Source organism: Streptococcus oralis (assembly GCF_019929345.1).
Taxonomy (GTDB): domain Bacteria; phylum Bacillota; class Bacilli; order Lactobacillales; family Streptococcaceae; genus Streptococcus.
Genome location: NZ_JAHZPJ010000005.1, coordinates 41,160 through 63,791, shown reverse-complemented (window position 1 = coordinate 63,791; position 22,632 = coordinate 41,160). Strand labels below are relative to the sequence as shown.

The window sequence follows — 22,632 nt, the reverse complement described above, 5'->3', positions numbered from 1 at the left end:
TGGAAGGAAATCATGCCTACAAATAGGAAAAATGATATGATGGTTTATTGCTCATTTTGTGGCAAAAGCCAAGAAGAAGTAAAGAAAATAATCGCTGGCAACAACGCCTTTATCTGTAATGAATGTGTGGAATTAGCCCAGGAAATCATTCGTGAGGAGTTGGCCGAGGAAGTTTTGGCAGATTTGTCTGAAGTACCAAAACCAATCGAACTCCTCAATATTTTAAATCACTATGTGATTGGTCAGGACCGTGCCAAACGTGCCTTGGCAGTGGCTGTATACAATCACTACAAACGCATCAATTTCCACGATACGCGGGAAGAGTCAGAAGATGTGGATTTGCAGAAGTCAAATATCCTGATGATTGGCCCAACTGGTTCTGGGAAAACTTTCTTGGCTCAGACTTTGGCTAAGAGCTTGAATGTGCCTTTTGCTATTGCAGATGCGACAGCTCTGACTGAGGCTGGGTATGTGGGTGAGGACGTTGAAAACATCCTCCTCAAACTCTTGCAGGCTGCTGACTTTAACATTGAGCGTGCAGAACGTGGGATTATCTACGTAGATGAAATTGACAAAATTGCCAAGAAGAGCGAGAATGTGTCTATCACACGTGACGTTTCGGGTGAAGGTGTGCAACAAGCCCTTCTCAAGATTATCGAGGGAACTGTCGCTAGCGTACCGCCTCAAGGTGGACGCAAACATCCACAACAAGAGATGATTCAGGTGGATACCAAGAACATTCTCTTTATCGTGGGTGGTGCTTTTGATGGCATCGAAGAAATCGTTAAACAACGTTTGGGAGAAAAAGTCATCGGTTTTGGCCAAAATAACAAGGCGATTGACGAAAACAGCTCCTACATGCAAGAAATCATCGCAGAAGACATTCAAAAATTCGGTATTATCCCTGAGTTGATTGGACGCTTGCCTGTCTTTGCTGCTCTTGAGCAATTGACGGTTGATGACTTGGTTCGCATCTTGAAAGAACCAAGAAATGCCTTGGTCAAACAATACCAAACCTTGCTTTCTTATGATGACGTTGAGTTGGAATTTGACGATGAAGCCCTTCAGGAAATCGCCAATAAGGCTATCGAACGCAAAACTGGTGCGCGTGGTCTTCGGTCAATCATCGAAGAAACCATGTTAGATGTTATGTTTGAAGTGCCAAGTCAAGAAAATGTGAAATTGGTCCGCATCACGAAAGAAGCTGTCGATGGAACGGAAAAACCAATCCTAGAAACAGCCTAGAGGTGACTATGGAAATCAATACACACAATGCTGAAATCCTGCTCAGTGCTGCCAATAAATCCCACTATCCGCAGGATGAACTGCCAGAGATTGCCCTTGCAGGGCGTTCAAATGTTGGCAAATCTAGCTTTATCAACACCATGTTGAACCGCAAAAATCTGGCTCGTACATCGGGGAAACCTGGTAAAACTCAGTTGCTCAACTTTTTCAACATTGATGACAAGATGCGCTTTGTGGATGTACCAGGTTATGGCTATGCCCGCGTTTCCAAAAAGGAGCGTGAAAAGTGGGGGCGCATGATTGAGGAGTACCTAACGACTCGGGAAAATCTCCGTGCGGTTGTCAGTTTGGTGGATCTCCGCCACGACCCGTCAGCAGATGATGTGCAGATGTACGAATTTCTCAAGTATTATGAGATTCCGGTTATCATCGTTGCGACCAAGGCGGACAAGATTCCTCGTGGTAAGTGGAACAAGCACGAATCAGCAATCAAAAAGAAATTAAACTTTGACCCAAGTGACGACTTCATCCTCTTTTCATCTGTCAGCAAGGCAGGGATGGATCAGGCTTGGGATGCAATATTAGAAAAATTGTGAGGGAAAGAAATGGCAAAAACAATTCATACAGATAAAGCTCCAAAGGCTATCGGACCTTATGTTCAAGGAAAAATCGTTGGCAATCTTTTATTTGCAAGCGGTCAAGTTCCTCTATCTCCTGAAACTGGTGAAATTGTAGGAGAGACTATCCAAGAACAGACAGAACAAGTCTTGAAAAATATCGGTGCTATTTTGGCTGAAGCAGGAACAGACTTTGACCATGTTGTCAAAACAACTTGCTTCTTGAGCGATATGAATGACTTTGTTCCTTTTAATGAGGTTTACCAAACGGCCTTTAAAGAGGAATTTCCAGCTCGTTCAGCTGTAGAGGTTGCACGTCTTCCTCGTGATGTAAAAGTCGAAATTGAAGTGATCGCAGAGATTGGATAAGCTAGTTGAAGTTTGGCTCTGCCAAACTTTTTTTGATATAAGGAGAGATAGATGACAAAGAAACAACTTCACCTGGTAATTGTGACAGGGATGAGTGGCGCAGGGAAAACGGTAGCCATTCAGTCCTTCGAGGATTTGGGATATTTCACTATTGACAATATGCCACCAGCCCTCTTGCCAAAGTTCTTGCAGTTGGTAGAGACCAAGGATGATGACCATAAGTTAGCCCTGGTGGTGGATATGCGGAGCCGTTCCTTCTTTTCGGAGATTCAGGCCGTTTTGGATGAATTGGAAAACCAAGATGATTTGGACTTCAAAATCCTCTTTTTAGACGCAGCAGATAAGGAATTGGTGGCACGCTATAAGGAAACTAGACGAAGTCACCCTCTAGCAGCGGATGGTCGGATTTTAGACGGCATCAAGCTGGAGCGTGAACTTTTGGCTCCTTTGAAAAACATGAGCCAAAATGTGGTGGATACGACAGAACTCACCCCGCGTGAACTTCGTAAAACCATTGCTGAGCAATTTTCGGACCAAGAACAAGCCCAGTCTTTCCGTATCGAAGTCATGTCTTTTGGATTCAAGTATGGTATTCCTATCGATGCAGACTTGGTCTTTGATGTCCGTTTCTTACCAAACCCATACTACCTCCCTGAACTCCGTAATCAGACAGGTGAGGATCAAGCAGTTTATGACTATGTGATGAATCATGAAGAGTCTGAAAGTTTCTATCAGCACTTACTCGCCTTGATTGAACCCATTTTGCCAAGTTACAAAAAAGAAGGCAAGTCTGTTTTAACCATTGCAGTAGGATGTACAGGTGGACAACACCGTAGTGTTGCCTTTGCAAAACGAATTGCTGAGGACCTTGCTAAAAACTGGCCTGTCAATGAAAGCCATCGTGACAAAGACCGAAGAAAGGAGACGGTAAACCGTTCATGAGAAAACCCAAAATAACGGTGATTGGTGGGGGAACTGGTATCCCCGTCATTTTGAAAAGCTTGCGAGAAAAGGATGTTGATATCGCAGCCATCGTAACGGTAGCTGATGATGGTGGATCTTCTGGTGAGCTAAGAAAGAATATCCAACAGCTGACACCGCCAGGTGATCTTCGCAATGTTCTGGTAGCCATGTCGGATATGCCTAAGTTTTATGAGAAGGTTTTTCAGTACCGTTTCTCAGAAGAGGCTGGTGCTTTTGCGGGTCATCCTCTAGGGAATATCATCATAGCAGGGCTTTCTGAAATGCAAGGATCTACCTACAATGCTATGCAATTACTCAGTAAGTTCTTTCATACAACAGGAAAGATTTACCCCTCGAGTGATCACCCTCTGACACTGCATGCAGTCTTTAAAGACGGTTCTGAGGTGGCAGGTGAGAGCCACATTGCAGATCATCCAGGCATGATCGACCATGTCTATGTGACCAATACCTTGGATGATGAAACACCCCAAGCCAGCCGTCGAGTAGTCAATACCATTCTCGAGAGTGATATGATTGTCTTGGGGCCTGGTTCCCTCTTTACATCGATATTGCCCAATATTGTCATTGAGGAGATTGGGCAAGCACTCTTGGAGACCAAGGCGGAGATAGCTTACGTTTGCAATATCATGACCCAGCGTGGGGAAACAGAGCACTTTTCAGACAGTGACCATGTGGAAGTTCTTCATCGCCATTTAGGTCGGTCTTTTATTGATACGGTCTTGGTCAATATCGAAAAGGTTCCTAGAGAATACATGAATACCAACCGTTTCGATGAATATTTGGTTCAGGTGGAACATGATTTTGCTGGTCTCTGCAAGCAGGTGCCTCGTGTAATTTCTTCCAATTTCCTTCGTTTGGAAAATGGAGGAGCCTTCCACGATGGGGATTTGATTGTGGATGAATTGATGCGCATCATACAGGTGAGAAAATGAGTTTCACAGTTGCAGTAAAAGAGGAAATTCTTGGTCAACACCATCTCAGCCGTTATGAACTATCGGCCATTATCAAGATGTCTGGCAGTATCGGGCTATCTAGTTCGGGCTTGACCTTGTCCGTCGTGACCGAAAATGCCAAGTTAGCTCGTCACCTTTATGAGTCCTTTCTCCATTTTTATGATATCAAGTCAGAGATTCGTCACCATCAGAGAAGCAATCTTCGTAAGAATCGTGTTTATACGGTCTATACCGATGAGAGGGTGCAGGAGCTTTTAGCTGATTTGCGGCTTGCGGATTCCTTCTTTGGTTTGGAGACAGGTATTGATCCCGATATTTTAGCAGATGAAGAAGCTGGTCGTGCTTACTTATGTGGGGCCTTTCTTGCAAATGGTAGCATAAGAGATCCTGAGTCTGGCAAGTACCAGTTGGAGATTAGTTCCGTTTATCTGGACCATGCCCAAGGATTGGCCTCTCTCCTCCAGCAATTTTTGCTGGACGCTAAGGTCATTGAGCGCAAGAAAGGTGTAGTTACCTATCTCCAGCGTGCAGAAGACATCATGGATTTCTTGATCGTGATTGGGGCCATGCAGGCGCGTGATAATTTTGAGCGCGTCAAGATTTTGCGTGAAACTCGTAATGATCTCAATCGAGCCAATAACGCTGAAACAGCCAATATCGCTCGAACGGTTTCTGCTAGTATGAAGACTATCAACAATATCAGTAAAATCAAAGATAGAATGGGTTTGGAAAATTTACCAGTGGATTTGCAGGAGGTAGCTCAGTTGCGAATCCAGCACCCAGACTATTCTATCCAGCAGTTGGCAGATAGCTTGAGCAATCCCTTGACCAAAAGTGGCGTCAACCACAGACTCAGAAAAATAAACAAGATTGCAGATGAATTATAAAACCACGAATCGGTTGATCCGTGGTTCTTTTCTTGAGGTTATTAAATTGAGAAGAATTTTAAAGGAAGCCAACTCCATAATCTATGGTATACTATAGATGAGTTATACTGTAGCACAAAGGAGGAAACATGAAAATATCTAAAAAAAGTATGATTATTTTATTCAGCATTTTAGCAGTGATTGGAATAGCAGTAGGAGGTTGTAGCATGCACCAATACCAAAAGAAACAAGAAATGATTGCCATTGCGACAAGCGACGAGGCAAAGAAGGTTTATGAAAATCATATGAGGGTAAATGATCCTAAAGCATTAACAGAAGATGGAATCATTAAATCATATGATATTGATACAGAAACTTTAGAGTATAATCCAATGGGAGGACTAATGGTAAGGATATATTTTAATAATGATAAGGAATTAGATTTTCACTTTGGATTAATAAAAGATAATTCAGGGAATTATGAATCTTATGGATATACTGTATCACCTAAATTATCATCTATGTTAAAGGAATCTAAAAAATGAGAAAATATGTCGATGATTCACATCTTCAGATAGCAATGACTGAATATAACGATAACTCAATTAATCATGAGGTTAAGGACCAATATGAAAGAGAACTTGGCACGGTCACCCAAGTCTACAACAATACCACAGGAGCTGGTGAGCAGGTTTATGCAGTTGTAAAAAATTCTGACGAAGAAGCTGAGGATGTAGAGGAAAATTATGCTATACTATGAGTAAGTTAGTCCCTAATTTATTGATAGGATAGCATAAAGGAGGCGCCATGAAAAAACCTAAAAAAAGTATGATTATTTTATTCAGCATTTTAGCAGTAATTGGAATCACAATAGGAGGTTGTAGCATGCACCAATACCAAAAGAAACAAGAAATGCTTGCCATCGCGACCAGCGATGAGGCGAAGAAGGTTTATGAACATTTTATGAAATCGAAAGATCCTAATGCATTTACTAATGCAGGTGTCATCCAGGATTATGTTGTTGATGAAAGTAGCTTAGATTATAATCCAATGGGAGGATTGATGGTTTCGGTGGTTATCAACAAAGATAATGAATTAAATATAAATTATAATTTGATTGAAAACAAAGATGGCTCATACCATTCAGCATATTATTCTACTTCACCAAAATTATCCAAACTTTTGAAAGGAAATAATGAATGACACAAAATTATATTAAAGAAAATAACCTTCAAACTGCAATGGCAGAGTATCAGGATAATATGGGCGAGGAAAGAACTTTATATGACCAATATGAAAGAGAACTTGGCACTGTCACCCAAGTCTACAACAATACTACAGGAGCTGGCGAACAGGTTTATGCAGTTGTAAAAAATCCCAATGAAAAAGCTGATAAGGTACAGGAAGTAACGGTCCTTTTTCGTGGTTCTACGGGTCCAGATCATTTTTGGGAAGAAACAGCGGATTTCTGGAATGACTGGGCAGAAAACGATGCAGTTATAGCCAAGAGAATTATGTTGCAAAAAGACCCTAGCTATCAAGACAAGTCTACCGAACAGCTAAAGGCTTCTGCAAGAGCATTAAAAGACATCATGGAAAAATATCCCAATGCCAAAATTAATGTCTATGGGCATTCACTCGGTTCTATGGATGCTCAGTATTCTATGGCTGCCCTACAGGCAGATCAAGTCAAACGTATCCAACAGGCTTATATCTATAACGGCCCAGATATCTATAGGATACTAAGCCCTGAACAAAGGAAAGTTGTAGACTCTATTAAGACGAGGATCCATAACTATGCTGACCCAGATGATCCTATCAGTATGGTTGGTAGGGATATGGTCAAGGGAAGTATCGGATCGGTTGGCTTAGTTTATTACGTGGATAGTACAAAAGAAGACTTTGTGAACCAACACATGACTTATGGCTACCAGCTGGATAAAAATGGGAAGATCAAAATACTGTCAAATACCAGTACGGTCATTTATAATGACTATTTACTCCAGATGGATAACTATACACTACTCAAAGAGAAACTATCAGAAGGTGGTTATACAAAGGAAGAGCAATTGTTCCTGGATTCGGAGCAAGCAGGTATTGCAGCAGCAAGCATCAGTCTAATGTCTACAGAGGGAAAAAGTATCATCAAAAGTATAAGAGATGAAGCGGTAGAAGATGCAAGAAAAGTATTTGCTTCCCGTAGACAAGTTCCTTGGGGCTTTATCCTTAGTCCGTCAGAAATGGAAAATGCATATATAGAAGGAGGAGCTACCTATGAAACGACTATCGGGGTTATTGAGAAACTATTAGATCCAGTTGTTGATAAGATATCGCAATTGGAAAAAGACTGTATAGATTTAGAAACTCAGACCAAGAAAGGTATTCAAAAGAAATTAGAAACAGATAAGGAGTTGGCTGAAAAATTTAGACAATGGAAAAAATTGACATGATAGACCAAGAGATTTGGAAAAAGAGACGGCAATTAGAAAAATTGGAGGAAGACTATTATCACTCACGCAAAAAAATAGAGAATGAAAAAGAAGAGTGTGATTATAGATTAAATGATTTGCGTCGGATGCTTGAGGAAAAGCATACAGTAGCAAGTCATATGCTGAGTCAGATAGAAGGAGACACTTCTATGCTACACTATCAGCTGAATCAACTAGCTACAGATTATAGTCAGCAAATGGATTTAGCATATAGAAAAAGACTTGATCAGCTAGAAATAGAAGAAATAAAAGCAAAACAAAAATATAGTCGAGAATACCGTGAGCTTGATGAAGAACTAACTCGAATTCTGGCTAAACAAAGACATATACAAGATAAAAGAGAGTAACGCAGATGGATTTATTTAATTATATATTTGATTTTGTCTCTGGTGTGGATGATGGTTTTCGTGAAATAGAAAAAGAAATTGAGCGTTTATTTGTTAGGCAGATATTGGCTCCTGCTAAAAAGTATGAAATTAATCAAATCGAGCAAGAATCTAAGAAAAATACTCGTTTGACCATTAATAGTATCCAAGAAAGTCTAAGCGCGGTAAATAATAAAATAGATGTATCTATGAAGGGCGAGTTTGCCTCAAAAGTTATTGAGACCATAGATAGCAAAAAGAAAGAATACGAGAAAGTGTTGGAGGAGTAAAGATAGAAGACTTAAAAATCAGGGAGTATAGATGAATTATAAAACCACGGATTGTTGATCCGTGGTTGTTTTCTTATAGACTTGTCGAGTGTTTTGGTTGTACTTTTTGCTCAGGGTCGATGTAGCTGATAGCATTATTGACGGCAGTAGGTGCTTCACCCAGTCCTGTAGCGATCAAATCAATCTTACCTTCATAGTAGCAACAGTCCCCAATGGCATAGATACCTGCTTGGCTGGATTCTTGCTTGCTGTTGACGATAATCTTGTGACGGTTGAGGTTCAGACCCCAATTTTTAAGATTGCCGACAGATGATTTGAAACCGTAGTTGACAAAGAGGTGGTCTACTTCGATAGTTTCGGTTTCATCTGATTTGACTTTGGTGATTTCCAGTTTATCGAGTGTTTTTCCATCTCCAAGAAGTTGGCTAGGGACGAACGGTGTCTTGATAGTTACAGATGATTCTTGCAGGGCTTGCACACTGTGTTCCAAGGCGCGGAAGTTATCTCGACGGTGAACAAGTGTAGTTGGCGCAATTTTTTCAAAAGCTAGAGCCCAGTCCACTGCTGAGTCCCCACCACCGAGAATGGTTACTTTCTTACCTGCGTATTGTTGAATGTTGGACACGTGGTAGTGGATATTTTCATAGTCCTCAACACCCTCTAATTCAAGCGGTCGTGGTTTAAAGGCGCCACCCCCCATGGCAATGATAACTGTTTTAGTCAGGTGACTACCTTTAGAGGTTGTAATGGCAAAGCCTTGATCTTGTTTTTCAATCTCAAGAACAGTTTCATTGAGATGAACAGGTGTTTCAAAGCCGTTTAGCTGTTCAATCAAGCGATTGGTCAACTCTTCTCCAGTTAAGTTTGGAAAACCTGGCACATCAAGGATTTGCTTCTCAGGGTAGAGGATGGCTGGTTGACCACCGAGCTGGGGAAGAGAGTCGATGATTTGGACTTTGGCTTGGCGTAGGTGGGCGTAAAAGGCAGCAAAGAGGCCGACGGGACCGCCACCTACAATGGTAATATCATAGAGTTGAGACATGATTTCTCCTTCGTTTTTTCTAGTCAGTTTATTTTATCATATTTTTAATCAAATTAAAATGAAGTGGGATAGGGAAAAAATTGTTAGAAAATGGTATAATAGGACGGAACGTGTTTTGATAGGGAGGGAACCAGGGATGAATTTTCAGCAATTTTCCAACTTACAGTACTGGACGAGTTTGTTTTCAAGCCCTTGGACTATAGTCATCAATCTGATTGATATTTTGATTGTGACTTATATTTTGTATCATTTTACAAAGGCCATTGCAGGTACTAAAATCATGATCTTGGTGCGGGGAGTTTTGGTCTTCATTCTAGCTCAAATTCTGTCCAATATGATTGGTTTAACGACTATTTCTTGGTTGATCAATCAAATCATCACCTATGGGGTTATTGCAGCAGTAGTCATCTTTTCACCAGAGATTCGGACAGGTTTGGAACGGTTGGGGCGGGCAACGGATTTCTTTTCCAATGCTCCGATTAGCGCAGAAGAGCAGATGATTCGTGCCTTTGTCAAATCAGTCGAGTACATGAGCCCGCGTAAGATTGGTGCGCTGGTAGCAGTTCAGCGAGTGAGAACCTTGCAGGAATACATCTCGACGGGGATTCCCCTAGATGCAAAGATTTCAGCTGAATTGCTCATCAATATCTTTATTCCCAACACTCCCTTACACGACGGAGCGGTCATTATCCGAGAAGATCGGATTGCCGTCACCTCAGCCTATCTGCCACTAACTGAAAATACAGAGATTTCCAAAGAGTTTGGGACACGCCACAGGGCGGCGATTGGTTTGTCGGAAGTATCAGATGCTCTTACCTTTGTGGTTTCGGAGGAAACAGGTGGAATCTCAATCACCTATAATGGAGTCTTTAAGCACGATTTGACCTTGGAAGAGTTTGAATCTGAATTGAGAAGAATCCTGCTTCCAACATCAGAGGAAAAACATGGTTTGAAAGAGCGCTTGCTAGGAGGATTGAAACATGAGAAAAAATAGTCTTTATATCATTTCTTCCTTCTTTTTCGCCTGCATCCTTTTTATCTATGCAACTTCTACAAACTACCAGAATAGCAATAGTGCCAGACAGGTGCGGACGGAAACCTATACCAATACAGTACTCAATGTCCCAATTGATATCCGCTATGACAGTGAACAGTACTTTATTAGTGGCTTTACGTCAGAAGTAACGGTTTTTTTGACAGGTTCCAATCGAGTTGCTTTGGCAAGCGAAATGCAGGAAAGTACGCGTAAATTCAAGGTGACAGCTGACTTAACCGATGCTAGTGTTGGGACCATCGAAGTTCCCTTAACAATTGAAAATTTACCGAGTGGTTTGACGGCTGTTGCGACACCGCAAAAGATAACAGTCAAGGTCGGTAAAAAAGCAAAACGAGATAATGTAATCGTTGTGCCAGAGATTGACCCTAGCCAGGTTGATTCTCGTGTGAAAATCGATACAGTCACTGTGTCAGATGAAAAAGTAACGGTTATTAGTGACGAGGAGACTCTCTCTAGAGTAGATCGTGTCATTGCCATCTTACCGACGAGTGAACGGATAACAGGCAACTACTCGGCTTCTGTTCCTCTTCAAGCAGTTGATAAAAATGGAAATGTCTTACCAAGCGTTATTATGCCATTTGACACGACTATGAAAATTACAACAAAAACAGCAGCGTCTAGTTCGAGTAACTCGTCAACAAGTTCCTCAGAGAGCAGTTCGTCTTCAACGAGTTCAGAAACGAAATCAGATTCGTCTAAACAATAATAAATAATAGAAAAGGATGATAAATAAAATGGGTAAATATTTTGGGACCGATGGAGTCCGTGGAGAAGCAAACGTAGAACTGACACCAGAATTGGCCTTTAAACTGGGACGTTTTGGTGGTTATGTCCTTAGCCAACACGAAACGGAAGCCCCTAAAGTTTTTGTAGGACGTGATACACGTATCTCAGGAGAAATGCTAGAATCTGCCTTGGTGGCAGGTCTTCTCTCTGTAGGAATTCACGTCTACAAACTCGGTGTCCTTGCGACACCAGCAGTAGCTTATTTGGTCAAAACTGAGGGAGCCAGTGCAGGTGTCATGATTTCCGCTAGCCACAACCCAGCCCTTGATAATGGAATTAAATTCTTTGGTGGGGATGGCTTCAAACTTGATGACGACAAAGAAGCAGAAATCGAAGCCTTGCTAGATGCTGCTGAAGATACTCTTCCTCGTCCAAGTGCAGAAGGTTTAGGAACCTTAGTGGACTATCCAGAAGGTTTACGCAAGTATGAAGGCTACCTTGTTTCAACCGGAACTCCTCTTGAGGGAATGAAAGTGGCCTTGGACACTGCAAACGGTGCAGCATCTACAAGTGCTCGTCAAATCTTTGCAGACCTTGGGGCTCAAATAACTGTTATCGGTGAGACACCAGATGGTCTTAATATCAACTTGAATGTGGGTTCAACACACCCAGAAGCTCTTCAAGAAGTGGTCAAAGAAAGCCAGTCAGCTATTGGTTTGGCCTTTGACGGAGACAGTGACCGTTTAATTGCTGTTGATGAAAATGGCGACATCGTCGATGGTGATAAGATCATGTATATCATCGGGAAATACCTTTCTGAAAAAGGCCAGTTGGCCCAAAACACCATCGTGACAACGGTTATGTCTAACCTTGGTTTCCATAAGGCCTTGGAGAGTGCTGGCATTAACAAGGCAGTGACTGCAGTTGGTGACCGCTATGTCGTTGAAGAAATGAGAAAATCAGGCTACAACCTTGGTGGTGAACAGTCTGGTCACGTTATCTTGATGGATTACAATACAACTGGTGATGGTCAATTATCAGCTGTCCAATTGACTAAAATCATGAAAGAAACAGGCAAGAGCTTGTCTCAACTAGCATCAGAAGTGGCGATTTACCCACAAAAACTGGTGAATATCCGAGTGGAAAATGCCATGAAAGAAAAGGCTATGGAAGTACCAGCCATCAAGGCAATCATCGAAAAGATGGAAGAAGAGATGGCAGGTAACGGTCGTATCCTTGTCCGCCCAAGTGGAACAGAACCCCTCTTGCGCGTCATGGCGGAAGCCCCTACAACAGAAGAAGTTAACTACTATGTAGATACGATTGCTGCTGTTGTTAAAGATGAAATCGGAATTGACTAAAACCTAGAAAACTAGATGAAATGATAAAAATGTGGTACAATTGCATAGTAAATTGTAGCAATGGGAGAGAAAAATGAATCTTAAACGAGAACAAGAATTTGTTAGCCAGTATCACTTTGATGCTCGTAACTTTGAATGGGAAAATGAAAATGGAGCTCCTGAAACCAAGGTAGACGTGAACTTTCAGTTACTCCAACATGACCAAGAAAACCAAGTGACTTCGCTTGTCGTTATCTTGAGTTTCATGATTGTCTTTGACAAATTTGTCATCAGTGGAACGATTTCCCAAGTTAACCATGTGGAAGGTCGAATTGTCAACGAACCAAGCGAATTTAACCAAGAAGAAGTTGAAAACTTGGCACGTCCATGCTTGAACATGCTCAACCGTTTGACGTATGAAGTAACAGAAATCGCCTTGGATCTTCCAGGGATCAATTTGGAGTTTTAGTCATGAAATTAGCTGTCATTACAGATTCTTCAGCCTATTTAGAGGAGAAGACGCTGCAAAGAGAGAATCTATTTGTCTTGGATATTCCTGTCAATATTGATGGGGAGGAGTATATCGAAGGTATCAATCTGACTGCTGAGGAATTTTATCAAAAAATGGCTCAGTCTGCAGAATTGCCTAAAACTAGTCAACCAAGTATTGCCAAATTGGATGAGATTCTAAGTTCCTTGAAAGATGAGGGGTATACTCATGTCTTGGGACTCTTTCTTTCGTCAGGAATTTCAGGCTTTTATCAGAATATCCAATACATGTTGGATGAGTATGATGGCTTGACCATTGCCTTTCCAGATACCCATATCACAAGCTCCCCTCTAGGATTTATGGTAGAGAGTGCTTTTGAATGGGCAGAACAAGGTGATGATTTTGCCCAGATTCAGGAGAAGTTGGCTATCCAAATTGCTGATAATTCAGCCTTTATCATAGTAGATGACCTCGACCACTTGGTTAAGGGAGGACGTTTGTCAAATGGGGCAGCCATCTTAGGAAATCTCCTCAGTATCAAGCCTATCCTTTACTTTAATGACCAAGGTGTGATTGAAGTTTACGAAAAAGTTCGTACAGAAAAGAAAGCAATCAAACGTCTGGTAGAAATCATCAAGGAGTTGACAAAAGATGGGGACTACCGTATAACAGTCATCCATGGCAATGCTCCTCAAAAGGCAGCGGATTTACGTCAGCTTTTGATAGAGAGTGGTGTGACTACTGAAATTCCAATTGAAACCTTTGGTAGTGTCATTGGGACCCACCTTGGAGAAGGTAGTATCGCCTTGAGCTATACACCAATCGTCTAAATTGTTCTTACAAGTTTTGTATCTTAGCAATTGAACACGGCCTACCTGCCTCTTGAAAAAAGATGCCTGTCTTGCCTTTCATGGAAAGTCAGCGCCATTCCCTATTTTTCATGGGCAGCTAACGTCCTTTGTATTTTGATAATTGAACACGCCTGGAACCCTGTGTGAAAAAGATAGTTCTTCCAAGGAGTAGGCACTCCTTGATCAGAACTCCTATTTTCACTTTGTGTTCTTACAGGCTTTGTATCTTAGTCAGGAGTAGAGATGAGTATTCGAGTAATTATTGCCGGTTTTAAGGGAAAAATGGGCCAAGCTGCCTGCCAGATGGTCTTGGCTGATCCAGACTTGGACTTGGTTGCAGTTTTGGATCCTTTTGAGTCTGAGTCAGAATGGCAGGGAATTCCTGTCTTCAATGATAAGGCTGACTTGGTTGGTTTTGAAGCGGATGTTTGGGTAGATTTTACCACACCAGCCGTTGCCTACGAAAATACACGCTTTGCTCTCGAAAATAGCTTTGCTCCAGTAGTTGGAACAACAGGCTTTACTAGTGAAGAAATTACAGAGCTAAAAGCATTTTCCCGTGAACAAGATTTGGGTGGCTTGATTGCTCCTAACTTTGCCTTGGGAGCTGTCTTGCTCATGCAATTTGCGGCGCAGGCTGCCAAATATTTCCCAAATGTGGAGATTATCGAGCTCCATCATGACAAGAAAAAAGATGCTCCGAGCGGAACAGCCATTAAAACAGCTGAGTTGATGGCAGAAGTTCGAGAGTCTATTCAGCAAGGTGCGCCTGATGAGGAAGAGTTGATTGCTGGTGCCCGTGGTGCTGACTTTGATGGCATGCGCATCCACTCAGTCCGTCTACCAGGTTTGGTAGCCCATCAGGAAGTCATCTTTGGCAATCAGGGAGAAGGATTGACTCTCCGTCATGACTCCTATGATCGCAGCTCCTTCATGACAGGGGTGAATTTGGGAATCAAAGAAGTTGTCAAGCGTCATGAGCTTGTCTATGGATTAGAACACTTATTATGAGATTAACACAAATGCCTTCTGAATTTCAGAAGGCTTTACCAGTATTAGAAAAAATTAAAGAAGCAGGTTTTGAAGCCTATTTTGTTGGGGGCTCCGTCCGAGATGCTATCCTCAATCGTCCCATCCATGATGTGGATATTGCGACTTCTTCTTATCCAGAGGAGACCAAGCAGATATTTTCCCGCACTGCCGATATCGGAATTGAGCATGGAACCGTCTTGGTTTTAGATGGGGACGAGGAATATGAAGTGACCACCTTTCGGACTGAGGATGTCTATGTGGACTATCGCAGGCCCAGTGCGGTTTCCTTTGTACGTTCGCTAGAAGAAGATCTCAAGCGCCGTGATTTCACAGTCAACGCCTTTGCCTTGGATGAGACAGGAGAAATCATCGATTTGTTCGATGGTCTCAAAGATCTGGAAAACCAGGTCTTGCGAGCAGTAGGTGTTGCTAGTGAGCGTTTCAACGAAGACGCTCTACGTATTATGCGCGGTTTTCGTTTTCAGGCCAGTCTTGGTTTTGAACTTGAGCGAGAAACATTCGAAGCGATGAAATCCTTGACTCCGCTCTTGGAGAAGATTTCTGTGGAACGTACCTTTGTTGAATTTGACAAGCTCTTGCTAGCACCTTTTTGGAGAGTTGGCTTGTCTTCCATGATTGAGAGTCAAGCTTATGACTATCTCCCTGATATGGCAGGAAGTCAGGACAAGCTTAACAGACTGTTTGATTTGGAGACTGATTTCACCTTTGAGTCTTCTGAGCAAGCCTGGGCGGCCCTCTTGTGGGTACTAGAAATTGAGGATGCTCAACCATTTTTGAAGCATTGGAAAACCTCACGTCAATTTGCCAAGCAGGTTCAGGATTTGCTGACTATTTTAGCTTTGCGTGAAAAGGGAGAATTGAGCAAGCGTGATTGTTACCGCTTTGACTTGGATTCCCTTCTACAAGCTGAAAGGCTTCGTCAGGCCCAAGGAAAAGCAGTCAATCCACAAGCCATTACAGAAACTTACCAGAGTTTGACCATTCATGATAAGAAAGAAATCCAAATCAATGGAGGTATTCTCATCAAAGAGTACGGCTACCAGCCTGGTCCAGATTTGGGAGAGATTTTAACAGAGATTGAGTTTGCCATTGTTGATGGAGAATTGGACAATGACCGCGAAGCCATCCATGATTACCTGAGGGAGAGAAAATGAGTGATTTTATTGTTGAAAAACTAAGTAAATCCGTCGGTGACAAGACTGTTTTTAAGGATATTTCCTTTATTATCCATGATTTGGATAGAATCGGTCTGATTGGTGTCAATGGAACGGGTAAGACCACCCTTTTAGATGTCCTTTCTGGTGTTTCTGGCTTTGATGGGGATGTCAGTCCCTTTTCAGCTAAGAGTGATTACAAGATTGGCTACCTGACTCAGGATCCAGAGTTTGATGATAGCAAGACGGTCTTGGATACGGTTCTATCCAGCGACCTCAAGGAAATCCAGCTCATTCGTGAATATGAACTCCTCATGCTCAACTATAGTGAGGACAAGCAGGCGCGTTTGGAACGGGTCATGGCTGAGATGGATTCCCTTCAAGCCTGGGAAATCGAAAGTCAGGTCAAGACCGTTCTCAGCAAGTTGGGTATTCAGGATTTGTCGACCCTAGTTGGTGAATTGTCAGGTGGTCTGAGAAGACGAGTCCAGTTGGCACAAGTTCTCCTAGGAAACCACGATCTCTTGTTACTGGATGAGCCGACCAACCATTTGGACATTGCGACCATCGAGTGGCTGACCCTCTTTTTGAAAAATTCCAAGAAGACGGTTCTCTTTATCACCCATGATCGCTATTTCCTAGACGCACTATCAACACGAATTTTCGAGTTAGACCAAGCTAGTTTGACGGAATATCAGGGAAATTATCAGGACTATGTTCGCCTCAAAGCAGAGCAGGATGAGCGTGACGCAGCTACGCTCCACAAAAAAGAACAACTCTATAAGCAAGAATTAGCCTGGATGCGCAGACAACCGCAAGCGCGTGCGACCAAGCAGCAGGCTCGTATCAATCGTTTCCATGACTTGAAAAAGGAAGTTTCAGATAATCCTACTGAGACAGACTTAACCATGAACTTTGAGACCAGTCGGATTGGTAAGAAGGTCATCGAGTTTCAGAATGTTTCCTTTGCTTATGAGAACAAGCCCATTTTGCAAGATTTTAATCTCTTAGTGCAAGCTAAAGACCGTATCGGAATCGTTGGGGATAATGGTGTCGGGAAGTCAACTCTTCTCAACCTCATCGCAGGAAGTCTTGAGCCGACTAAAGGTCAAGTTATCATCGGTGAGACGGTTCGCATCGCCTATTTCTCTCAACAAATCGAAGGATTGGATGAAAGCAAGCGCGTTATCAATTACCTGCAGGAAGTAGCAGAAGAGGTTAAGACCAGTGGTGGTTCTACGACTTCCATTGCAGAGTTGCTAGAGCAGTTCCTCTTCCCACGTTCGACGCATGGAACCTTGATTGAGAAATTGTCTGGTGGAGAGAAAAAGCGTCTTTATCTCCTCAAACTGCTCTTGGAAAAACCCAATGTTCTTCTTTTGGACGAGCCGACCAATGACCTAGATATTGCGACTTTGACAGTCTTGGAAAATTTCTTGCGGGGCTTTGCAGGTCCTGTCTTGACAGTTAGCCACGATCGTTATTTCTTGGATAAGGTAGCGACCAAGATTCTCGCTTTTGAGGATGGCAAGATTCTTCCCTTCTTTGGCCATTACACCGACTATCTTGATGAAAAAGCCTTTGAAACAGAGATGGCCAATCAAGTGCAAAAGGCCGAAAAGGAGAAAGTGGTCAAGGTCCGTGAAGACAAGAAACGCATGACCTACCAAGAAAAGCAGGAGTGGGCAAGCATTGAAGCAGATATTGAAGCCTTGGAAAATCGTATCGCTGCTATTGAAGAAGAAATGCAGGCAAATGGCTCTGACTTTGGCAAATTGGCGACGCTTCAGAAAGAGCTAGACGAGAAAAACGAAGCACTTCTTGAAAAATACGAACGTTATGAATACCTAAGTGAGTTGGCATGATGGAAGAAAAAATCATTAAACGTAGTCCCAAGAAAATCATTTGGAATACCTTGTTCGGTCTTTTCGTCTTGTTACCTCTATCTTATCTCTATTCGTATTCGGAAAAGGGGAGCAAACTTCATGCGATAAGTCTTTTGTTTATGCTAGTTGTCCTCTTTTGTGCTGGAGTAGTCATTTATCAGACATACAGACTGTTAAGCTTGGATAAGGAGTATTTGAGATGCACAGTTGAGGGGTTTTACTACAAACCGAATCCAAAGAAACCTAGTCATTTCTACGCTTGGGCAGATGTAGAGGACTTTTCCTTTTCTCGGATTCGAGGAAAGTATAGGAATTCCTATCGGATTGAAGTTTATTTTAAAAACAAGGAAAATGTGAAATCCCAATCACTTCTAGCTCTACTGAAGAGAAGGTGTTTCCCTTTTCATCCGTCAGCAGATTTGATCATCCCTATCATTCTACTAGATGTAGATTTTCCTGAAAGGGTCTATGAGATCATGAAGTACTATGAAAGAGAATGGCGTATCGAACAAAATCGTCAAGCAAGAAAAGAGGCAAAACAAGCTTCGAAAAGCAAATCTTCCAAACCGTCATAGTCTGTCTTTGCTTAAAGTAGAATAATCAAAAAGGCCCTATCCACTGGATAGGGTCACTGTTTGTCTTCTTTTTTAGTTTCCTGGTGGAAAATATTTTGCCAAGTCTCATGGCGACGCCAGATACTGGTATGGACGATGCCATCTAGCTCATAGCAAATGAGCTTGGTTTTCTGACTAATGGAAGTGATTTGAATATCCTTAATAGCAGCTTTAAGTTCTTTTTCGGCTTGATAAGCGACTTTATCCATCTGCTCTCCATCTTGACGGATATAGAGAAAGTCCTCAGCAAGGAGTTCTTCTAGCTGATTTCCTTGGTCAATCAATTGCTCACGCATGAGCAGTTTTTTATAGACATTGTCTAAAATCTCGTCCTCTGGTATGGGAGCTGGCTCGATATGGACATCGGTATCAAAGACTCCAAAACGCTCTTCCAGCATGGACTCGACCTGGTCCGCAATTTCGTGACTCTCATAGACTGATAAGTCGGGATTCATTTCTAAGGTGATATCAAGGTAGATATTGCTACCGTAGGTACGCCCTCTTTGGGACTTGACCTTACTAATCTTTGGAATCTCCATGATGGCCTTTTGGTAGTCCTCTAGCAGACGGTCATCAAAACCATCTGAAAGACTGAAGGAAGACTCGATAAAGATATCATAGGCTGTTTTTAAGATAAAGAAGGTGATGATGATAGCGACCAATTTATCCACGATAGGGTAATTGAAACTGCTGGCTAGGATAGCAATGGTCGTCCCAAGCGAGGTGACAGCATCGGAAAGATTGTCCTTAGCAGCTGCCTTGAGAGCCTTGGATTTGGATTTCTTACTGAGGCGTGTGTTATAGAGATAAACAGCAAACATGACCGCTGCTGAAATGATTCCTAGAATCGCTCCCAAAGGATCAATAGGTGTTTGTTCCCGACTAAGGATTTTCTGAATGGTGTCCCGAAGCACATCAAAACCAACATAGAACATGATGATGGAAGTAATCAAGCTAGCCAAATCTTCAATCTTCCAGTGACCAAAGCGATGGTCACGGTCTGCAGGTTGGCGGGCCATCCGAATCCCAATCAAGAGAGCAACGTTTCCAATGATGTCCGATACGTTGTTGAAACCATCTGCCACCAAACTGGAAGAATGCAGGAGGTGGCCAGTTGCCAATTTTGCAGCAGACAAGAGGAGGTAGGTCGAAATGCTGATAATGGCTCCGCGCTCTGCCAATTTGAGATTTGACATGGATTGGTTCATCGGGCTTCCTTTCTAGTCATATAGTATTCTACCATTATACTGGTTTTCAAGGGAAAATTCAAATTTAGTCTTGTTTCATCTGATTTTAACCCTTGAAAAATGTTCAAATTTTGATATAATAGTACTACTCAAGGGAGTAGCTGGCAGAAACCTGTGATAGTGTCGTCATTCCGAATTGTATACTGAAAAGTATGTTTTCCGGCACTATCTTAAACAGCGAGACTTGTTATGATTAACAGGTCTCTTTTTGTTTGTCATAAAACTAAAAGAGAACTTGTTTTGCACACAATGTCAAGGAGGAGACACATGTCAAAAGAACAAAAACGCCAAGCGTTTTATACTCAAAGTCCTGAAGAGGTCTTGAAGTCAGTAGAAGCAACTGAGCAAGGTCTCTCGTCTAGCGAAGCGCAGAAACGCCTAGCTGAATATGGGCGCAATGAACTGGAAGAGGGTGAGAAAAAATCTCTCCTAGTCAAGTTTATTGAGCAATTTAAGGATTTGATGATTATCATCCTAATTGCTGCGGCTATCTTGTCAGTCGTAACTTCTGGTGGGGAAGATATTGCAGATGCCATCATTATTCTGGCCGTTGTTATCATCAACGCAGCCTTTGGTGTTTACCAAGAAGGAAAAGCAGAAGAAGCCATCGAAGCCCTCAAGTCTATGTCTAGTCCAGCTGCGCGCGTTCTTCGTGATGGGCATATGGCTGAGATTGACTCAAAAGAATTGGTACCAGGTGATATCGTTGCTCTTGAAGCTGGTGATGTAGTTCCAGCAGACCTACGATTGCTAGAAGCTAATTCTCTTAAAATCGAAGAAGCAGCATTGACAGGTGAGTCTGTTCCAGTTGAAAAAGATTTGACCGTCGAGCTCGCTGCAGATGCTGGTATTGGTGACCGTGTCAATATGGCCTTCCAAAACTCAAACGTGACCTATGGTCGTGGTCTTGGTGTTGTTGTCAATACAGGTATGTACACTGAAGTGGGTCATATCGCTGGCATGCTCCAAGATGCTGACGAGACAGACACGCCACTCAAACAAAACTTGAACAACCTTTCTAAGGTTTTGACCTATGCAATTTTGGTTATTGCCCTTGTTACTTTTGTAGTTGGAGTCTTCATTCAAGGTAAAAATCCACTTGGTGAGTTGATGACCTCTGTTGCGCTTGCTGTTGCAGCCATTCCAGAAGGACTTCCTGCTATCGTGACGATCGTTCTTGCCCTTGGTACTCAAGTTTTGGCCAAACGAAACTCTATCGTTCGTAAGTTGCCAGCAGTCGAAACACTTGGTTCAACAGAAATCATCGCTTCTGATAAGACTGGTACGCTTACCATGAACAAGATGACAGTCGAGAAAGTCTTCTATGACGCAGTTCTACATGATTCTGCTGATGACATTGAACTAGGTCTTGAAATGCCTCTTCTTCGTTCTGTTGTCTTGGCCAACGATACTAAGATTGATGCTGAAGGAAACCTGATTGGGGATCCAACGGAAACAGCCTTCATCCAGTATGCCTTGGACAAAGGCTATGATGTTAAAGGGTTCTTAGAGAAATATCCGCGTGTTGCTGAGTTGCCATTTGACTCAGATCGTAAACTCATGTCAACGGTTCATCCATTGCCAGATGGCAAATTCCTCGTGGCAGTCAAGGGGGCTCCAGATCAACTTTTGAAACGCTGTGTTGCTCGTGATAAAGCTGGAGATGTTGCTCCGATTGATGAGAAAGTCACTGAATTAATCCATACAAACAACTCGGAAATGGCTCACCAAGCCTTGCGTGTCCTTGCAGGTGCTTATAAGATTATCGATAGTATTCCAGAAAACTTGACTTCTGAAGAACTGGAAAACAACTTAATCTTTACTGGTTTGATTGGGATGATTGACCCTGAGCGTGCCGAAGCAGCAGAAGCGGTTCGTGTTGCTAAGGAAGCAGGAATCCGTCCAATCATGATCACTGGTGACCACCAAGACACAGCAGAAGCTATTGCTAAACGTTTGGGAATTATCGACGAAAATGACTCGGAAGACCATGTTTTGACTGGTGCTGAGCTTAACGAACTTTCTGATGAAGAATTTGAAAAAGTCGTTGGTCAATACTCTGTTTATGCGCGTGTATCTCCGGAACACAAGGTTCGTATTGTCAAGGCTTGGCAAAACCAAGGTAAGGTCGTTGCCATGACAGGTGACGGTGTCAACGATGCGCCAGCTCTGAAAACAGCCGATATCGGTATCGGTATGGGAATCACTGGTACAGAGGTTTCTAAAGGTGCCTCTGACATGATCCTTGCAGATGATAACTTTGCGACTATCATCGTCGCAGTTGAAGAAGGACGTAAGGTCTTCTCAAACATTCAAAAGACAATTCAGTACTTGCTTTCTGCCAATACGGCTGAAGTATTAACCATCTTCTTATCAACCTTGTTTGGTTGGGATGTCCTACAGCCAGTTCATCTCTTGTGGATCAACTTGGTAACCGATACCTTCCCAGCTATCGCTCTTGGTGTTGAACCAGCTGAGCCAGGTGTTATGACCCACAAACCACGTGGACGCAAATCAAGTTTCTTCTCAGGTGGGGTCATGAGTTCCATCATCTATCAAGGTGTACTTCAAGGGGCACTCGTCTTGACTGTTTATGGTCTTGCTCTTGCTTATCCGGTCCATGTAGGAGACAACCAAGCCATTCACGCGGATGCCCTCACCATGGCCTTTGCAACACTTGGTTTGATCCAGCTCTTCCATGCTTACAACGTCAAGTCTGTTTACCAATCCATCTTGACAGTCGGACCATTCAAGTCTAAGACCTTCAACTGGTCTATCTTGGTATCCTTCATTCTCTTGATGGCAACAATCGTTGTAGAACCGCTTGAAGGTATCTTCCACGTAACCAAACTAGACTTGTCACAATGGGCTATTGTTCTAGCTGGAAGCTTCTCAATGATACTTATCGTCGAAATCGTCAAGTTTGTTCAACGTAAACTTGGTCTTGATAAGAACGCGATTTAAAAAGAAAGTCATCTTCGGATGGCTTTTTTT

The 22,632-nt window shown here is 42.5% G+C and carries 24 protein-coding genes; 22 read left to right on the top strand and 2 right to left on the bottom strand.

Annotation, left to right across the window (positions count from 1 at the left end):
• The first annotated feature begins 12 nt into the window (after window positions 1-12).
• The 12 genes from clpX (at window position 13) to K1I97_RS04935 (ending at window position 8,178) form a co-directional block, all read left to right on the top strand.
• Complete coding sequence (clpX, locus tag K1I97_RS04990) at window positions 13-1,245, top strand: ATP-dependent Clp protease ATP-binding subunit ClpX (RefSeq protein WP_002874765.1); 1,233 nt, start codon at window positions 13-15, stop codon at window positions 1,243-1,245.
• Window positions 1,246-1,253: 8 nt separating this feature from the next.
• Window positions 1,254-1,841 (top strand): ribosome biogenesis GTP-binding protein YihA/YsxC, encoded by a 588-nt coding sequence (gene yihA / locus K1I97_RS04985; protein ID WP_000405203.1) that lies wholly within the window; start codon window positions 1,254-1,256, stop codon window positions 1,839-1,841.
• Between the two features lie 9 nt (window positions 1,842-1,850).
• A complete protein-coding gene (locus tag K1I97_RS04980) occupies window positions 1,851-2,231 on the top strand; it encodes a RidA family protein (RefSeq protein ID WP_001140420.1) in 381 nt (126 codons plus the stop codon).
• 51 nt (window positions 2,232-2,282) lie between these two features.
• Window positions 2,283-3,173 (top strand): RNase adapter RapZ, encoded by an 891-nt coding sequence (gene rapZ / locus K1I97_RS04975; RefSeq protein ID WP_000163039.1) that lies wholly within the window; start codon window positions 2,283-2,285, stop codon window positions 3,171-3,173.
• Window positions 3,170-4,147 carry a YvcK family protein gene (locus K1I97_RS04970; RefSeq protein ID WP_223331662.1) on the top strand — a complete coding sequence of 326 codons (978 nt, stop codon included), beginning with the start codon at window positions 3,170-3,172 and terminating at the stop codon, window positions 4,145-4,147. Before rapZ ends, K1I97_RS04970 begins: the two co-directional genes overlap by 4 nt.
• On the top strand, window positions 4,144-5,055 hold the full coding sequence (gene whiA, locus K1I97_RS04965) for a DNA-binding protein WhiA (RefSeq protein WP_223331661.1): 912 nt from the start codon (window positions 4,144-4,146) through the stop codon (window positions 5,053-5,055). Before K1I97_RS04970 ends, whiA begins: the two co-directional genes overlap by 4 nt.
• Before the next feature lie 128 nt (window positions 5,056-5,183).
• The gene (locus K1I97_RS04960) at window positions 5,184-5,579 is read left to right on the top strand and encodes a DUF1310 family protein (RefSeq protein WP_185774561.1); all 396 of its coding nucleotides are present in this window, start codon (window positions 5,184-5,186) and stop codon (window positions 5,577-5,579) included.
• Window positions 5,576-5,794, top strand: coding sequence for a hypothetical protein (locus tag K1I97_RS04955; RefSeq protein ID WP_061417159.1), 219 nt, complete (start codon window positions 5,576-5,578; stop codon window positions 5,792-5,794). The genes K1I97_RS04960 and K1I97_RS04955 overlap by 4 nt, the downstream gene beginning before the upstream one ends.
• Window positions 5,795-5,841: 47 nt before the next feature.
• Window positions 5,842-6,237, top strand: a complete 396-nt coding sequence (locus K1I97_RS04950) for a DUF1310 family protein (RefSeq protein ID WP_185774560.1) — start codon at window positions 5,842-5,844, stop codon at window positions 6,235-6,237.
• Window positions 6,234-7,484, top strand: coding sequence for an Mbeg1-like protein (locus K1I97_RS04945; RefSeq protein ID WP_125415330.1), 1,251 nt, complete (start codon window positions 6,234-6,236; stop codon window positions 7,482-7,484). Before K1I97_RS04950 ends, K1I97_RS04945 begins: the two co-directional genes overlap by 4 nt.
• Entirely contained in the window at window positions 7,466-7,870 is a 405-nt protein-coding gene (locus tag K1I97_RS04940; protein WP_223331660.1) for a hypothetical protein, read from the top strand. The genes K1I97_RS04945 and K1I97_RS04940 overlap by 19 nt, the downstream gene beginning before the upstream one ends.
• Before the next feature lie 5 nt (window positions 7,871-7,875).
• A complete protein-coding gene (locus K1I97_RS04935; RefSeq protein WP_125415328.1) occupies window positions 7,876-8,178 on the top strand; it encodes a hypothetical protein in 303 nt (100 codons plus the stop codon).
• 73 nt (window positions 8,179-8,251) lie between these two features.
• Here K1I97_RS04935 and K1I97_RS04930 read toward each other — a convergent pair whose 3' ends face one another.
• Window positions 8,252-9,220: an NAD(P)/FAD-dependent oxidoreductase gene (locus K1I97_RS04930; RefSeq protein WP_223326290.1), complete on the bottom strand. Its 969-nt coding sequence runs from the start codon at window positions 9,218-9,220 to the stop codon at window positions 8,252-8,254.
• 136 nt (window positions 9,221-9,356) lie between these two features.
• Between K1I97_RS04930 and cdaA the strand changes: the two genes are divergently transcribed.
• The 9 genes from cdaA (at window position 9,357) to K1I97_RS04885 (ending at window position 18,352) form a co-directional block, all read left to right on the top strand.
• Window positions 9,357-10,214 (top strand): diadenylate cyclase CdaA, encoded by an 858-nt coding sequence (gene cdaA, locus K1I97_RS04925; protein WP_084974910.1) that lies wholly within the window; start codon window positions 9,357-9,359, stop codon window positions 10,212-10,214.
• Entirely contained in the window at window positions 10,201-10,983 is a 783-nt protein-coding gene (locus tag K1I97_RS04920) for a CdaR family protein (RefSeq protein WP_223331659.1), read from the top strand. The genes cdaA and K1I97_RS04920 overlap by 14 nt, the downstream gene beginning before the upstream one ends.
• A gap of 28 nt (window positions 10,984-11,011) precedes the next feature.
• Window positions 11,012-12,364: a phosphoglucosamine mutase gene (gene glmM, locus K1I97_RS04915; protein ID WP_223331658.1), complete on the top strand. Its 1,353-nt coding sequence runs from the start codon at window positions 11,012-11,014 to the stop codon at window positions 12,362-12,364.
• 73 nt (window positions 12,365-12,437) lie between these two features.
• The gene (locus K1I97_RS04910; RefSeq protein ID WP_001050090.1) at window positions 12,438-12,812 is read left to right on the top strand and encodes a DUF1149 family protein; all 375 of its coding nucleotides are present in this window, start codon (window positions 12,438-12,440) and stop codon (window positions 12,810-12,812) included.
• A gap of 2 nt (window positions 12,813-12,814) precedes the next feature.
• Complete coding sequence (locus K1I97_RS04905; RefSeq protein ID WP_223331657.1) at window positions 12,815-13,663, top strand: DegV family protein; 849 nt, start codon at window positions 12,815-12,817, stop codon at window positions 13,661-13,663.
• A gap of 264 nt (window positions 13,664-13,927) precedes the next feature.
• Window positions 13,928-14,695, top strand: coding sequence for a 4-hydroxy-tetrahydrodipicolinate reductase (gene dapB, locus K1I97_RS04900; protein ID WP_223331656.1), 768 nt, complete (start codon window positions 13,928-13,930; stop codon window positions 14,693-14,695).
• Entirely contained in the window at window positions 14,692-15,891 is a 1,200-nt protein-coding gene (locus K1I97_RS04895) for a CCA tRNA nucleotidyltransferase (RefSeq protein WP_223331655.1), read from the top strand. The genes dapB and K1I97_RS04895 overlap by 4 nt, the downstream gene beginning before the upstream one ends.
• The gene (locus tag K1I97_RS04890) at window positions 15,888-17,756 is read left to right on the top strand and encodes an ABC-F family ATP-binding cassette domain-containing protein (RefSeq protein ID WP_223331654.1); all 1,869 of its coding nucleotides are present in this window, start codon (window positions 15,888-15,890) and stop codon (window positions 17,754-17,756) included. The genes K1I97_RS04895 and K1I97_RS04890 overlap by 4 nt, the downstream gene beginning before the upstream one ends.
• On the top strand, window positions 17,753-18,352 hold the full coding sequence (locus tag K1I97_RS04885) for a hypothetical protein (protein ID WP_223331653.1): 600 nt from the start codon (window positions 17,753-17,755) through the stop codon (window positions 18,350-18,352). The genes K1I97_RS04890 and K1I97_RS04885 overlap by 4 nt, the downstream gene beginning before the upstream one ends.
• Window positions 18,353-18,405: 53 nt before the next feature.
• Here K1I97_RS04885 and mntE read toward each other — a convergent pair whose 3' ends face one another.
• On the bottom strand, window positions 18,406-19,599 hold the full coding sequence (gene mntE, locus K1I97_RS04880) for a CDF family manganese efflux transporter MntE (RefSeq protein ID WP_223331652.1): 1,194 nt from the start codon (window positions 19,597-19,599) through the stop codon (window positions 18,406-18,408).
• A gap of 306 nt (window positions 19,600-19,905) precedes the next feature.
• On the opposite strand from mntE, the gene K1I97_RS04875 reads away from it, so the two are divergent.
• Complete coding sequence (locus K1I97_RS04875) at window positions 19,906-22,602, top strand: cation-translocating P-type ATPase (protein WP_223331651.1); 2,697 nt, start codon at window positions 19,906-19,908, stop codon at window positions 22,600-22,602.
• Window positions 22,603-22,632: the final 30 nt, after the last annotated feature.